Raw genomic sequence first — 13,552 nt, 5'->3', positions numbered from 1 at the left:
GAGGACGAAGATGGACCCACGAAAAGCGGCATGGTGGGTGATGGAACGGCTGGAGTCTGCAGGATATCAAGCGTATCTGGTCGGGGGTTGCGTTCGTGACGAGTTGTTGGGCAAACAGCCGAAGGACTACGACGTCACAACGGATGCCCGGCCGGAAACGGTGCAGGCGTTGTTTCCCCGTACGGCAGCGACAGGTCTGAAACATGGAACCGTAACGGTGATACACCACGGACAACCGGTAGAGGTGACCACTTTTCGGGTTGAGACAGGCTATTCGGATCATCGCCGACCCGACAAAGTGGTCTTTGTTTCCCGTTTGGAGGAAGATCTGGCACGACGGGATTTTACCGTCAATGCGATGGCGATGGATCGGGAAGGGCGACTGTATGATCCGTTTGGCGGACAGAAAGACTTGAAAGAGAGGCGAATCCGAGCGGTTGGAAACGCGGAAGCGCGATTCACGGAGGATGCATTACGCATGCTGCGGGCCATTCGTTTCAGTGCTCAACTGGGGTTTCGGATCACTGACGAGACAGGACGTGCCATCCGCCGGATGCGCCATACGCTGAGACATCTGGCCGTGGAACGGGTGACGGCGGAGTTGGAGAAAATGTGGTCGGTGCCATCTCCTTCCATCGGGGTGCAGTATCTGCAGGAATGGGAACTGTTACCCCACCTGCCGCCGTTTCACCGCTGGAACCATATCCAAAAGGCGGCACTGCTGCCGGCGGAACGATTCGACCGTCTTACCACCCGCGAAGGCAGATGGGGGTTATTGTTGCACGATTGCCACGTTCTTCCGGAACAAGCGGCGCGTCATTTGCGTTTGTTGCGGTTAAAGTCGGCGGATGTGAAAATGATCAACCGGATCTATCAGTTGGCGTTCGACAGTCGGCATTGGCACCCGATTACGCCGACCGAAGGGAAACGGCTCCTTCTTCAACACGGAACGGAGCCGGTGTTGCAGTCTCTTCAATGGAGCCGGGTAATGGGTCATCTGGAAACAGAGACAGCCGAACGACTGGAAGTCCTGTTTGAGAGATGGGCAAAGGAAATGCCTGTACGACAGCTGTCCGATCTCGCGATTGACGGCAGCGATCTGATCCGGGTGACGGGAGAACCTCCCGGTCGGTGGGTGGGACAGGCTTTGGCGTATTTGTTGGAGCAAGTGGCGTTGGGACGGTTGCCCAACGAACGTTCCCGTTTGTTGGAGGAGGGAAGGCGATTTGGGAAGTGAGATCCGCGAACGCCTGTTGGCGTTGCTGGTCGAGCATGCCGATCATTTTGTATCCGGTGAGGAGATCAGCAGACAATTGGGTTGTACCCGGACGGCCATCTGGAAGCATATCGACGAACTGAGGAAAGCGGGGTATGAAATCGAGGCCAAACCGAAAGCGGGATATTGTCTCCGTTATCAGCCGGATCGGATTGCGCCGGAGGAGATCAAGGCATTGCTTTCCACGCGACGGTTCGGACATACCATTCATTATGTGGAATCGGTGGGTTCGACGCAGTGGTTGGCTCACCAAGGCGTGCGGTCCGGTGCCGAAGAGGGGGCCTTGTTTCTCGCCGACGAACAAACCCAGGGCCGCGGACGCATGGGGCGCAAATGGCACTCACCGCCGCGATCCGGTATATGGATGAGTTTGTTGTTGCGGCCACCGATCCCGCTCAATCTCGCTCCACAGTTGACGCTGATGGCGTCAGTCGGGGTGACGCGGGCCATCCGAAAGGAAACGGGTTTGCCGGTGACGATCAAATGGCCCAACGACCTGTTGATCAACGGAAAAAAAGTGTGCGGCATCCTGACGGAATTGAGAGGGGAGCAGGATCAAATTCATTACGTCGTTCTGGGGATCGGGGTGAATGTCAACACACCGGCTTCATCGATTCCCGAGGATTTGAAAACCATCGCCACCTCCCTGACCGCCGAAAGCGGGCGCACCTATCGGCGGGCGGAGCTGATTGCGGCGATTTTGGAAGAATTGGAGCATGTGTATGATCTGTATCTGACCGAAGGATTTGAACCGATTCGCCGTTCCTGGGAATCTTTCGCCTGCATGCTCGGCCAATCCGTAACGGCTCATACCCCGCAAGGGCCGCGACAGGGCATAGCCAAGGGGCTTCATGCTTCCGGAGCGTTGCTGTTGGAAACCGACGAAGGAGTCGTTCCCGTCTACTCGGCGGACATCCGGCAGGTATGAGCGGGGATTGCCAAACCGGTTCATTTGCGTTACCCTTAAGGTGACGGCAATATCCCATTTGCGGGAGTTGCACGTCACTTTGGAACTGATGGACATCATAAGGGAAAACTGAATCGTTTTTGCAAATCTGCTCTGAGCCTGAGGGACGGAGACAGAGAAAAGGGTGAAACCAACGCCTTTTCAGTCCTTTTTCCGGCTGGGAGGCGTTTTTTGTCTTTGGCGGGTTCCGTTCGGCTCAGGAGCAATCGGAGGGAAACGAGATGGAAGGGCGGAAAAAAATCACCACCCGCATGTTGCGCGACATGAAGGCGAAAGGACAGAAAATCGCCATGATCACGGCCTATGATTATCCTTCGGCCAAATTGGCGGATCAGGCCGGGGTGGACGTGATTCTGGTGGGGGATTCGCTGGGAATGGTGGTATTGGGGTATGATTCCACCATTCCGGTCACCATCGACGATATGGTGCATCATACGAAAGCGGTTACCCGGGGAACGAAACATGCATTTGTCGTATCCGATCTGCCGTTTCTGACCTGCCATCTGGGAACGGAGCATGCGCTTCGGGCCGCCGGACGTCTCATGCAGGAGGCTGGAGCCAAAGCCGTCAAGATCGAGGGCGGTGAAGAAATCCTGGAAGTGGTACGCGCTTGTGTGGCGGCTGGCATACCGGTGATGGGCCACCTGGGCTTGACACCGCAATCGGTTCATCAACTGGGCGGTTACAGGGTGCAGGGGCGCGATGCCGAAACGGCGCAGCGCCTGATACGCGATGCCCGTTTGTTGGAAGAAGCCGGGGCGTTCGCGTTGGTGTTGGAGTGCGTGCCGGAGGAGTTGGCACGAGAAATTACGGAAGCGATCACCATCCCGACGATCGGGATCGGGGCGGGCCGCTACTGTGACGGTCAGGTGCTGGTCTTCCACGACGTGCTGCAAATCGCCAGCGAAGTGAACCCTTCCTTCGTCCAAGCGTTTGCCGAGGCGGGAGCGGTGATGCAGGAAGGAATCCGGCGTTATGTGCAAGCGGTCAGGGAAACGCGTTTCCCGCAGGAAGAACACGTATTCCATCTTTCAAACGAAGCAATGGCCACATTGTATGGAGGTAAAGGATTGAGCAGAAAATGAAGATCATTCATTCGATTCAGGAATTGCGGCAAACCTTGCGACCGCTTCGTGCGGGAACCATTGGTTTCGTACCGACGATGGGTTACTTGCATCGAGGCCATCAAAGCCTGATGGATCGGGCTCGCCAAGAGTGCGACACGGTTGTGGTATCCGTTTTTGTCAACCCGTTGCAGTTCGGGCCGAATGAGGATTACGACCGCTATCCCAGAGATCTGGAACGAGATGCGGCGATCGCCGAAGCTGCGGGCGTGGACTTTTTGTTCGCACCCAGTGTTGACGAGATGTATCCGTCGGAATCGTTGACCACCGTGACCCTGCGACGGATCACCGAGCCTTTGTGCGGCGTATCGCGTCCCGGCCATTTCGACGGAGTCGCGACCGTGGTGACGAAGCTGTTTCACATCGTCCAACCCGACAAGGCGTATTTCGGTTTGAAAGACGCGCAACAAGTCGCGGTCATTCAGCAGATGACGGAAGACCTCAATTTTCCGGTGGAGATCGTACCCTGTCCGACCGTCCGGGAGCCGGACGGTTTGGCGATGAGTTCCCGCAACGTGTACCTGACACCGGAGGAACGAAAGCAAGCGACCGTGTTGTACCGGGCTCTGCGCACGGCAAAGGAGCAAATTGAAGCGGGCAGACTGACACGGGCGGCAGATGTGACTGCTTTTTTGGAAAAAGAAATCCGTACACAACCGCTGGCAGACATCGACTACGTGCAGGTGCTGACCTATCCGCGTCTGGAGCCGGTTGACCGTTTGGAAAACGAGCGCATCATCATGGCGGTGGCGGTTCGGTTCGGCTCCACGCGGTTGATCGATAACCTGATTCTGCCGGAAGAGGGGGACGGAGCATGTTTCGCACGATGATGAAAGCCAAGATTCACCGGGCCACGGTGACGGAAGCCAACCTGAACTACGTGGGCAGTGTGACCATCGACGAGGAGATTTTGGAACGTGTCGACATTTTGCCCAACGAAAAAGTGCAGATTGTCAACAACAACAATGGGGCCCGTTTGGAAACCTACGTCATTCCCGGTCCGCGCGGCAGCCGGACGATTTGCTTGAATGGGGCAGCGGCCCGGTTGGTACAGCCGGGGGATAAGGTGATTATCATCTCTTATGCTTTGATGAGTGAGGAAGAGATCGCCCGTCACCAACCCAAGATCGCAATCATGGGAGAGAACAACGAGATCCAGACGGTGATCGGGGAAGAAATACACGGCACGATTTTATAAAAAGCGGGAAGCCATCGCAATGAGTTGCTTTAGTCATGCGGGACCATTCACGAATGAATCAACAAGTCGTTCCAACAGGGAACGGCTTTTTTTTTCGGCTCGGCGGGATCACCCCTTTGATCCCACCATTTTTCAGCATGGAAAACGGACGACGGGAGATACTCATAGCGAAAACCGCTGCCGGGGAGGGATGAACGTGTTTCGCCAGTGGATCGATACCATCCTGCAAGGGTTGTCCGAAATCGAAGCCCAATATCCCGCCGGAACCGCTCAGGAGCGTGAACGACTCAAAGAACGGTTTCACCAGATCCAGACAACATGCCACCATTTGCTGGAGTCGTGGGCATTGGTGGAGGAACAGATGGCACGTTTGCTTCAGCGTCATCCCGAGTTGTCCGTGCAGGATCAGGTGCTGGAAGACGAATTCTGGCTGCGTGAGGAATCGGTACGACAGTTTCGGCAGGGTCAGGGATATTACCAATTGCGGATGTTTGCGCAAGCGGAGGATGCATTTCAGCAGGTGGTGGAGGAAGAACCCGACTTTCTGCTCGGACGCATCTATTTGGCGCTCAGCCACTTTCAGTCCGGTGATTGGGACGAAGCGGACCGTCAGTTCCAAATGGTGGCCAAAACGGCGACGCATGATGTCTTTCTCGGCTTTGCCCATCATATGCTGGGATGTGTACGGGTCAAACGCGGGGATGACCGCCAAGCGATCCGGGCGTTTCAAAAAGCGCTGTCGTACGACCAGCACAATCCGGATACGTGGTTCAACATCGGAACGTGTCACTTCCGTCTGGGAGAATACATGGAAGCGATCCGCCACTTTTATCAGGCGATCCTGCTGGATGAGGAAGATTGGGAATCCATGCTGTCTCTGTCACAGTGTTATCAGCGGATAGGGGAACGGGAAAACGGTCTGTACTGGCGAATCTGGGTATACGAAAAAACACGTCACCCTCACGTGATGGAAGCGATCGCCCACGACTATGAGGAGATGGGCAAGCCGGAGGAAGCCTTATTGTGGTATCGGAAATTGCTGTCGCACGATCCCGTCAATCCTGCCGCTTACCACGGAATCAGTTGGAACCTGTGGGCGCTCGGCAAAACGACGGATGCCGAGATGTGGCTGAAAAAGGGGTTGTGTTTGGCTCCCCAGAACCCGGATTTGCTGTTCACCCTGCTTTGGATGCGGATGCAGCAGGGTGAATGGACCAAGGCGGAACAAATCATGACACGGGTGCCGGATGAGGTCAAACAGCAACCGGATTGGTTGTTGATCCGTTCCCAGTTGCTGACCCATCTGAACGAGTTTTCCCGGGCGGAATCGCTGGCGGAGACGGTCATGCAGCAGTCGGTGCCATCCGTGCAAGCAATGGGTTGTTTTCAAAAGGGGCGCATCTTATTGGAACAGGGGCGTGTTGCGGAAGCAACCCGGCTGTTCCAACAAGCGCAACAGCTGTGCACCCAATGGAAAGAACCCGTCTTTTACGAAGGATTGTGCCATTTCATCGAGGGACGCCCCGATTTGACCCGGCAACGCTGGCAACAATTGTCCACGTGAATGGAGGGATACGCCATGCATACCATATGGAAAGGTGCGATCAGTTTCGGTTTGGTCAATATTCCGGTCAAAATGTATGCGGCCACCGAAGGGAAAAAAGTGCCGTTTCGCCTGTTGCACAAGAAGTGCCGGACGCCGTTGCAATATACGCGCACCTGCCCTTATTGCCAGGAGGAAGTGTCGTGGGCCGATGTCGTGAAAGGTGTGGAATACGCGGACGGGAAATTCGTATTGATGGAAAAAGAGGAATTGGAGGCGATCGCACCGGAAAACCGCAAAACAATCGAAATTCTCGACTTTGTGGATTTGCGGGAAATCGATCCGATCTACTTTGACCGCACCTATTATTTGGGTCCGGGAGATACCGGTGAACGGGCGTACACCCTGCTCAGGGAAGCGATGGAGGAGACGGGGAAAATCGGCGTGGCGCAGATCACGATTCGTTCCAAGCAAAGCCTGGCAGTGGTCAGGGTGTATCAAAACTGTCTGGTGATGGAAACGATCTTCTACCCTGATGAAGTGCGTTCTGCGGCATTGGTGCCGGGGGTTCCGGAAGAGACGGCATTGCCGGAAAAAGAAATGGAAATGGCGCGCCAGCTGATCGAAAGCTTGTCCACATCGTTTGATCCCGGAAAATATCGGGACGATTACCGCGAAGCGTTGCAAGCAGCGATTGAAAAGAAAATCAGCGGCGAAGAAATTGTGCAGGCGCCGGAAGCCGAACCGGAAAAAGTGGTCGATCTGATGGAAGCGCTCAAGGCGAGCATCGAAGCGGCCCAAAAAAGAAAGAAGGCGGCCGGAACGGAATAAGTGCTCACGGTTTCGGCCGCTTTTGATTGCCCCAGTATCGCAAATAGGTTTTTTCTCCAGTGGGAAGGGCCTCCAACAACCGACCGTAACGATCGTAGCGATACTCCACTTTCTCATACGTTTCAATCCACCAGTCACCGTGTCGTTCGACTCCTTCAAACCGATCCCGCACCTCCACCCGTTCACCCGGCAAGACGGGTACGGCGGCGGTGGGCGCAGTGGCCGGCAGAGACACTTGCCCCCTCGCCCAAAGAAGGGCACCCAACATCACGTTGACCGCCAATGCGGTGAAAATGACAGACTGCATCAAGATTTGTTTCATTCCCGGTTTCATGGCCGCCTCCATTTGAAATCCGCTTTTTTTATCTATATGGGACAACCGGGACATTCAGAAGGGGAGTTGTCGGAACGAAGCGAAAAAGAAATACGGGAGGTGTTTGGTGTATGCGTTTATCTGAATTATTGGAGAAATACAAACAGGATCACCAACATCCGATCAACCAACTGACGCATGCGTTCGGCATCCCGATGATCGTCATCTCGATTCCGCTGGTGCTTTTTCAATGGAAAACCGCCCTTATCCTGTTTGTGGCGGGATGGATTTTACAATTTGTCGGTCATGCATTTGAAGGAAAAAAGCCTTCGTTTTTCAGCAATCCCCGTTTTTTGCTGATCGGACCGTACTGGTTGGCGAGAAAGTGGGCGCAGTGGTGGAAAAAGAGCGACTCGTGACTTGCTCCACACGGCTGAAGCACCTAAGGCACTCCCTTCGGTCGCCGTGGGCTTCTCGCTTCATCTGGCGTGGCAACCCACATCCATCCACGAAGGCTTCGTCCAAGCCTGGAAAAGGTTTCATTCTCATTGTCCGTATTTCGGTTCAGGAACGGTTCCCATCGCTCGATGCAGGATATTTCTTGCGCATTGATATCTCTGTCTGCCACATATCCGCATGAGCAACAATGTACGTTCTTTTAAGGTCTTCTTTACGATCCGACCGCACTCCGAGCAAACTTGCGACGTGTGGCGAGGATCCACTTCCATCACTAGCTTACCGGCCCACTCTGCCTTGTAAGCCGTGAATTGAACCAACATCCTCCTACCAGCGTCTGCAATGCTCTTGGCAAGATGGTGATTTTTTACCATCGCCCGAATGTTTAAGTCTTCAAAGGCAATCCAAAGGAATGAAAATGGTCCTTGAGAAATACGGGAAATTGTCGGACTTGCGAGAGGGCTGGGTTTTCCCGCTCGCTGTTTATAAACCGGCGTTTTGGTGATATGTCTCGGCAGGGCGTGTCATCGCATCCTTTTCCGGCTTACTCTTCGCTCTGTCCTGCCGGGACCCGGGGCTGAAGACTGCTCGGAGCCGGGGGGAGAAGATGCGGGCAAGGCAGCGGATATTGCCGACGATCACATTCTGCGCTTTCCGGATTGAGATTGGGTTGGGCTTTTCATTGGGATTGGGGCAGACTAAACCGTGGAGGGAGACGCAAAATGAGAATGCCCGCAATTCAACCGATGGAGCCGATCCCGCAAGAGTCGATTCCCGAAAGCGACAGGTACTGGTACCAAGTCAAATGGGACGGTGTTCGTCTGCTGGCCTGCAAAGACGAATCCGGGTGGTGGCTGTACAACCGCAAGCAAAACGAGCGAACGCACACATATCCCGATCTGCTGACGGAGTTGTCGTTGCTGGAATGTGAGAGCGTGCTGCTCGACGGAGAAGTGGTGGCGCTCGAAGGCGGACGTCCCGATTTTTTTCGGGTGTTGAAACGGGACTTGGGATCTCCGGCCAACCAATCACGGTTGATGGTTCACATTCCGGTGTATTATATGGTGTTTGATTTGTTGTTCGCCGACGGACGCTGGTGGACGGACCGTCCCCTGTTTGAACGTTACGAACGGCTGTCCCGGCTGATTCCTCCCGGATTGAAGCGAATCCATGTCTGCGACAATTATGAAGACGGTACGGCCCTGTTTGAGACCGTAAAGGAGAAAGAAATGGAAGGGATCGTCATCAAGGAACGTGAGGGTATGTATCATGTGGGGAAGAAACATCCCACATGGCTGAAGGTAAAACATTTTCACGAGATGCGGGCGGCAGTGATCGGAGCCACTTTACGGCAAGGACGTGCAAACGCGCTGATATTGGGGGAACCCGCCGTCGCGCCCGAACGGTATATCGGGAAAGCGGCTACCGGATTGAATCAAAAGGAACTTACCGTACTGACGCAATTTCTTCCACAATTGCGCATATCCAAACCGCCGATTGCCGTCGCACCGCGTTTTCCGTCAACGGATACCGTCGTTTGGTTGCAGCCGTTGTTGACCGTGCAAGTACGGTTCCTGTCCTGGACGCCGGATGGAACGTTGCGTTCTCCCGTCATCAAAGGGTTCTCTTTGTCAACTTGAATGAAAAGCCCGCTTGTCGCGAGGATGAATTCCTTGCCGAAGCGGGCGAAAGGGTTCGGATGATCAGCAAGGGTACGGGAGTGTAAGGACGGTGGGGGATGCGAATAGGGATGGGGGGATAAGGGGAAACAATAAGGGTGACGGTCATATTGTGTCTGAGAGGATGAGCTGTCCGTCACCCGATGACACGGTTCCTGGGCTGGCGGCGGGATCCGGATCAACCGAATAATCGGGATATCCTTGATCAATTCCCGGACCGCAGCGGGCGACTTCGCGTTCGCTTGAGCGGTCGTTTTCTTTTGGTTTTTCCGCTTTGTTTTATTGGTCGGAGCGACAGTGGACTTGTCACCAGAACGGGAACGGACGGAAGAACGGGAACCCGAAAAACGGGAACGGGCGGAAGAAAGGAAAGCCGAAGAACGGGAACGGACGGAAAAAGGGGAATATGCTAACATCTGCGTTCGCATCCCCCGGGACTGTCGCGGTTCCGTAATCGTAAGTACCGTAATCGTACGGGTAATAACCGTCGCCCGTCGAAAAATACTCGCTGGTGGCGGGATACGGATCATCCCAATAACCGGGGGTTTCGTAAAAACCTTCCGCGCCATAGCCATAAGCGGGGTAATCCAATTCGTTTTCGTTCAAGGCGGCTTCAGCTTCGCTTTTCACTTGGGCAGTCGCTTTCGTTTTCTTTGGGGCTTTCTCTTCTTTTGCCATCTGATATTCCTCCTCTTCTTTCTTAATCGTGCAGGCACATTCCCAATGTATGTAAGAATGGGACATTTGGACGTTTGTCCCGAAAAAATGGGCGCAGGAAGTGAAGTCGCCGTGGGTGCGAAAAAAACACGCACGATTCGTGTGGAAGGAAAAGAACTGACGATTTCCAATCCGGACAAGATGATGTATCCCGACGACGGGATCACCAAATGGTCGTATCTGTTGCACCTGACACGATTGGCTCCGTGGATGTTGCCCCATTGCCGCGGAAGATGGCTGACGACCATCCGTTTTCCGGACGGGGTGCATGGCAAATCGTTTTATCAGAAGAATGTACCGTCACACGCTCCCGAATGGGTGCGCACCGGCACTTGGAACGAAGTCGAATACATACTCTTGGAAGATGCGGCCACATTGGCGTGGCTGGCTAATTTGGCCTGCTTGGAGTTTCACCTTTCGTTTGACCGCGTGGATGCCCCGGACATGCCGCCCGAACTCGTGTTTGACCTGGACCCGTCTGCGCCGCCGTTTGAAAAAGTGGTGGAAGTGGCGTTTTACACCAAAGAGGTATTGGACGGCATGGGACTGTCGTCGTACGTCAAAACGTCCGGCGCGACCGGTTTGCAGGTGTACGTGCCGATTCACCGCCGCTACACCTTTGAGGATACACGCAAGGTGAGCCGGTTTGTCGCCATGTATCTCGCTCAAAAATATCCGCGTTTGATCACGATCGAGCGGACGGTGAAAAACAGAGGGGACAAGGTTTATTTCGATTACTTGCAGCACTGGCGAGGCAAATCCCTGATCGCCCCTTATTCACCCCGCGCGCGTAAAGGTGCACCGGTATCCACTCCGCTGACATGGGAAGAACTAAATCAAGGTATTCGTCCGGAACAGTTTACGCTGGCCACCATTCATGGGCGCTTGGCGGAAAAAGGGGATTTGTTTGCCGGGTTGCTTGCTGAAGTTTCGCGGCACGATCTGACGGATATCCTAAAGTGGTTACCCGAGTGAGCCCTCTTGTTTCTCCGCGCTATTTCGGTTATCGTGGTTTCTGACTGGCAATTCATGTGTGGGGAGGCGTCTGTTTTTGAAACGATTGTTTATCCATGCAACCATCCTGACCATGAAGGACGGGGAAAAACCGTTGACCAATGCCGCGTTGGCGGTGGAAAACGACCGGATTACATACGTCGGTCCCATACCGGAAGATCGTTCCGGTTATGATGAAGTGATCGACATGAGCGGACATGCCATTTTACCGGGATGGGTCAATACCCACGGCCACGCCGCCATGTCGCTGTTGCGCGGATACGGAGACGATCTGCCGCTGAAGACGTGGTTGGAAGAAAAAATGTGGCCGATGGAGGCGCGTTTCGGTCCCGAACAGGTTCGCTGGGGAACAGCGCTTACCGTATTGGAGATGATCAAAGGTGGTACGACGTGTTTCCTCGACATGTATGATCACATGGATCAAGTGGCCGAAGTCGTGGCGGAGGCGGGGATCCGCGCCCGTCTGTGCCGTGGTGCGATCGGCCTCTGTTCGGAAGAGGAGCAGGAGGCCAAATGGAAAGAAGCCGTCCAATTCGCCCGAGATTGGCACAATCAAGCGGACGGCCGGATCACGACGATGATGGCCCCTCACGCACCGTATACCTGTTCGCCAGACTTCATCCGGCGGTTTGTGGAAAGTGCCGCGGAGTATCAATTGCCCATTCATACCCACATGTCGGAGACGGCCGCCGAAGTCCAACAAAACGTGGATCAGTATGGTGTTCGTCCCGTGGAGCACTTGGACAAACTGGGTGTGTTCGACTTGCCTTGTCTGGTGGCTCACGCGGTTCATCTGAACGATGAAGAGATCGCGTTGTTGGCGGAAAAGGACGTGAAAGTCTCGCATAACCCGGGAAGCAACCTCAAACTGGGCAGCGGCATCGCGCCGATCCCCAAAATGCTGGCGCACGGGATGCGACCGTCATTGGGAACGGACGGACCTGCAAGCAACAACAATGTGGACATGCTGGAAGAAATCCGTCTGGCCGCGCTGATCCACAAAGGAGCCAATGAGGATCCGTTGGCGGTAACGGCGGATGTGGCCCTTCGCATGGGAACCATCTACGGCGCGGAAGCCTTATTCCTTGACCGGGAAATCGGCACGTTGGAGCCGGGGAAAAAAGCGGACTTCATCACGGTGGCACTGCACCAGGCTCATTTGCAGCCGCTGCATGATGTGGAGTCCCATTTGGCTTATGCGGCCGTCAGCACGGATGTACGGGACGTTTACGTCGACGGCCGGCCGATCATGAAGGATCGCGAGTGTCTGACATTGGATGAAGAACGGATCATTTACGAGGCAAATCGGGCTTTTCAGGCAATTGCTCGCTGAAAAAAATGCCCCGGCGGGGCAGGTAAATGTTGGGGAGAGGTATAGGCAGGAGAAATGTAGTCAAACTAGGTACTGAATCAAGATTTTACATCGATGTCCAATGTGAACCGCAAGGGGATCTCCTCCTCTTCCGTCCGCCAACGCCGTTTACGGGCAGAAGGGGAGGCCCACGATTCCGCATGCATCACTGTCTGAATCCGGTCCCACTCTTCGTCGGACAGATGGGATTTCAGCACCTCCAAAATCCAACCGGAGGAAAGGGAAGCGGTCATGACGCTCACCTCCTCGGGTAGGAATAGTATCACCCGAGATGTATCCAATATGTCTAGCACATTTTGTACGTTTGTCCAACTGCCCGTAAATCCGGGCATTTTCTTTTTGGTGAGTCGTGAACCGCCAGTCGTCATCATACAATGGAATGATACCAACGGCGAAGGGGGACGACTGGCATGCGACGGTTTTCTTACCTTTTCCTCCTGATTCTGCTGGCCGCTTGTTCTCCCGCGGCGCCCGCCGCTTCCTCCGATCAATCCGTGGAAGTCCAAGCGGCCAAGGAATGGCGGTCCGTTGTCGGAAAGCAATTGGCACAAAAACGATACGCGTTTCGGCTCACTGTAAACGGCAGTGGGGAAACCATCACCATGAACGGTGAACAATCGGGACAAGACTGGATGATGAAAAACGAGGGAAAACAAATCCGTGTGGTCAAGAAAGGGGATCGCATTCATTTGTCCCGGTCGGGTACGCAGGAAACGGCTTCACCCAGACAACTGGGATTGATGTCTCCGCGCGATCACCTGCTTTGGATGCAGCGCGTAGAGGGGCGGGTGGAACGAATCGGATCGGTCAAATGGCAGGGGAAGCGGGTCATTGTGCTTCAGAAGGATCTGAACGGACGCCAAGTTGGAAAGATACTCGGCAAATGGATGGGTTCGCCGCCCAGTGACTTCGCAGAGATCATCGGACACCGCTTTGACGTGCGGTATCGATTGTGGTACGTACCGAAAAACCATAAACTGGAGCAGTTGGTGACCGAGATTCGCTCCGAAGGTCAACTGCGGCAGACCATTCGCTATGTGTTTCACCCTTTGCGATGAAACG

At 54.6% G+C, this 13,552-nt stretch carries 16 protein-coding genes; 12 read left to right on the top strand and 4 right to left on the bottom strand.

Going from position 1 to position 13,552, the window contains the following annotated elements; all coding sequences use genetic code 11:
• Positions 1-10 precede the first annotated feature (10 nt).
• From JQC72_RS08820 to ku, 7 genes are all read left to right on the top strand, one after another.
• Positions 11-1,237, top strand: a complete 1,227-nt coding sequence (locus JQC72_RS08820; RefSeq protein ID WP_205494861.1) for a CCA tRNA nucleotidyltransferase — start codon at positions 11-13, stop codon at positions 1,235-1,237.
• Positions 1,227-2,204, top strand: a complete 978-nt coding sequence (locus tag JQC72_RS08815) for a biotin--[acetyl-CoA-carboxylase] ligase (protein ID WP_205494859.1) — start codon at positions 1,227-1,229, stop codon at positions 2,202-2,204. Before JQC72_RS08820 ends, JQC72_RS08815 begins: the two co-directional genes overlap by 11 nt.
• A 260-nt stretch (positions 2,205-2,464) precedes the next feature.
• On the top strand, positions 2,465-3,328 hold the full coding sequence (panB, locus tag JQC72_RS08810) for a 3-methyl-2-oxobutanoate hydroxymethyltransferase (RefSeq protein ID WP_205494857.1): 864 nt from the start codon (positions 2,465-2,467) through the stop codon (positions 3,326-3,328).
• Positions 3,325-4,197, top strand: coding sequence for a pantoate--beta-alanine ligase (panC, locus tag JQC72_RS08805; RefSeq protein ID WP_205494855.1), 873 nt, complete (start codon positions 3,325-3,327; stop codon positions 4,195-4,197). Before panB ends, panC begins: the two co-directional genes overlap by 4 nt.
• Positions 4,182-4,565 carry an aspartate 1-decarboxylase gene (gene panD, locus JQC72_RS08800; RefSeq protein ID WP_205494853.1) on the top strand — a complete coding sequence of 128 codons (384 nt, stop codon included), beginning with the start codon at positions 4,182-4,184 and terminating at the stop codon, positions 4,563-4,565. Before panC ends, panD begins: the two co-directional genes overlap by 16 nt.
• A gap of 196 nt (positions 4,566-4,761) precedes the next feature.
• Positions 4,762-6,129 (top strand): tetratricopeptide repeat protein, encoded by a 1,368-nt coding sequence (locus tag JQC72_RS08795; RefSeq protein WP_205494842.1) that lies wholly within the window; start codon positions 4,762-4,764, stop codon positions 6,127-6,129.
• Between the two features lie 15 nt (positions 6,130-6,144).
• Positions 6,145-6,939 (top strand): non-homologous end joining protein Ku, encoded by a 795-nt coding sequence (ku, locus tag JQC72_RS08790; RefSeq protein WP_205494840.1) that lies wholly within the window; start codon positions 6,145-6,147, stop codon positions 6,937-6,939.
• A 4-nt stretch (positions 6,940-6,943) separates the two neighbouring features.
• Here the strand turns inward: ku and JQC72_RS08785 are convergent, their stop codons facing one another.
• Positions 6,944-7,273 carry a hypothetical protein gene (locus tag JQC72_RS08785; protein WP_205494831.1) on the bottom strand — a complete coding sequence of 110 codons (330 nt, stop codon included), beginning with the start codon at positions 7,271-7,273 and terminating at the stop codon, positions 6,944-6,946.
• Positions 7,274-7,383: 110 nt separating this feature from the next.
• Between JQC72_RS08785 and JQC72_RS08780 the strand changes: the two genes are divergently transcribed.
• Positions 7,384-7,671, top strand: a complete 288-nt coding sequence (locus tag JQC72_RS08780; protein ID WP_205494829.1) for an Mpo1-like protein — start codon at positions 7,384-7,386, stop codon at positions 7,669-7,671.
• 126 nt (positions 7,672-7,797) lie between these two features.
• Here the strand turns inward: JQC72_RS08780 and JQC72_RS16875 are convergent, their stop codons facing one another.
• Positions 7,798-8,031: a zinc ribbon domain-containing protein gene (locus tag JQC72_RS16875; RefSeq protein ID WP_205494827.1), complete on the bottom strand. Its 234-nt coding sequence runs from the start codon at positions 8,029-8,031 to the stop codon at positions 7,798-7,800.
• A gap of 399 nt (positions 8,032-8,430) precedes the next feature.
• Here JQC72_RS16875 and JQC72_RS08770 point away from each other — a divergent pair, with 399 nt between their 5' ends.
• Complete coding sequence (locus tag JQC72_RS08770) at positions 8,431-9,348, top strand: ATP-dependent DNA ligase (RefSeq protein ID WP_205494825.1); 918 nt, start codon at positions 8,431-8,433, stop codon at positions 9,346-9,348.
• A 345-nt stretch (positions 9,349-9,693) separates the two neighbouring features.
• Here JQC72_RS08770 and JQC72_RS08765 read toward each other — a convergent pair whose 3' ends face one another.
• Complete coding sequence (locus JQC72_RS08765; protein WP_205494823.1) at positions 9,694-10,065, bottom strand: hypothetical protein; 372 nt, start codon at positions 10,063-10,065, stop codon at positions 9,694-9,696.
• A 111-nt stretch (positions 10,066-10,176) separates the two neighbouring features.
• Between JQC72_RS08765 and ligD the strand changes: the two genes are divergently transcribed.
• Together ligD and JQC72_RS08755 are read left to right on the top strand one after the other, a co-directional pair.
• Positions 10,177-11,079: a non-homologous end-joining DNA ligase gene (gene ligD, locus JQC72_RS08760; protein WP_335342419.1), complete on the top strand. Its 903-nt coding sequence runs from the start codon at positions 10,177-10,179 to the stop codon at positions 11,077-11,079.
• Positions 11,080-11,191: 112 nt separating this feature from the next.
• Positions 11,192-12,451 (top strand): amidohydrolase, encoded by a 1,260-nt coding sequence (locus JQC72_RS08755; RefSeq protein WP_205495335.1) that lies wholly within the window; start codon positions 11,192-11,194, stop codon positions 12,449-12,451.
• 77 nt (positions 12,452-12,528) lie between these two features.
• On the opposite strand, the gene JQC72_RS08750 is transcribed toward JQC72_RS08755, so the two are convergent.
• On the bottom strand, positions 12,529-12,723 hold the full coding sequence (locus JQC72_RS08750; RefSeq protein WP_205494821.1) for a hypothetical protein: 195 nt from the start codon (positions 12,721-12,723) through the stop codon (positions 12,529-12,531).
• Positions 12,724-12,900: 177 nt separating this feature from the next.
• Between JQC72_RS08750 and JQC72_RS08745 the strand changes: the two genes are divergently transcribed.
• A complete protein-coding gene (locus JQC72_RS08745; RefSeq protein WP_205494819.1) occupies positions 12,901-13,548 on the top strand; it encodes a hypothetical protein in 648 nt (215 codons plus the stop codon).
• Positions 13,549-13,552 lie beyond the last annotated feature (4 nt).

Source organism: Polycladomyces zharkentensis, assembly GCF_016938855.1.
GTDB classification, from domain to species: Bacteria; Bacillota; Bacilli; order Thermoactinomycetales; family JIR-001; genus Polycladomyces; species Polycladomyces zharkentensis.
The sequence above is the reverse complement of the archived record's forward strand: the minus strand, read 5'-3'. Positions and strand labels throughout refer to the sequence as shown.

Bases quoted from the DNA above. Each gene is read 5' to 3' on its own strand.
- JQC72_RS08820 (WP_205494861.1), top strand. From the start codon at position 11: ATGGACCCACGAAAAGCGGCATGGTGGGTGATGGAACGGCTGGAGTCT.
- panB (WP_205494857.1), top strand. From the start codon at position 2,465: ATGGAAGGGCGGAAAAAAATCACCACCCGCATGTTGCGCGACATGAAG.
- panC (WP_205494855.1), top strand. From the start codon at position 3,325: ATGAAGATCATTCATTCGATTCAGGAATTGCGGCAAACCTTGCGACCG.
- panD (WP_205494853.1), top strand. From the start codon at position 4,182: ATGTTTCGCACGATGATGAAAGCCAAGATTCACCGGGCCACGGTGACG.
- ku (WP_205494840.1), top strand. From the start codon at position 6,145: ATGCATACCATATGGAAAGGTGCGATCAGTTTCGGTTTGGTCAATATT.
- JQC72_RS08785 (WP_205494831.1), bottom strand. From the start codon at position 7,273: ATGAAACCGGGAATGAAACAAATCTTGATGCAGTCTGTCATTTTCACC.
- JQC72_RS08780 (WP_205494829.1), top strand. From the start codon at position 7,384: ATGCGTTTATCTGAATTATTGGAGAAATACAAACAGGATCACCAACAT.
- JQC72_RS16875 (WP_205494827.1), bottom strand. From the start codon at position 8,031: ATGTTGGTTCAATTCACGGCTTACAAGGCAGAGTGGGCCGGTAAGCTA.
- JQC72_RS08770 (WP_205494825.1), top strand. From the start codon at position 8,431: ATGAGAATGCCCGCAATTCAACCGATGGAGCCGATCCCGCAAGAGTCG.
- JQC72_RS08765 (WP_205494823.1), bottom strand. From the start codon at position 10,065: ATGGCAAAAGAAGAGAAAGCCCCAAAGAAAACGAAAGCGACTGCCCAA.
- JQC72_RS08755 (WP_205495335.1), top strand. From the start codon at position 11,192: ATGAAGGACGGGGAAAAACCGTTGACCAATGCCGCGTTGGCGGTGGAA.
- JQC72_RS08750 (WP_205494821.1), bottom strand. From the start codon at position 12,723: ATGACCGCTTCCCTTTCCTCCGGTTGGATTTTGGAGGTGCTGAAATCC.
- JQC72_RS08745 (WP_205494819.1), top strand. From the start codon at position 12,901: ATGCGACGGTTTTCTTACCTTTTCCTCCTGATTCTGCTGGCCGCTTGT.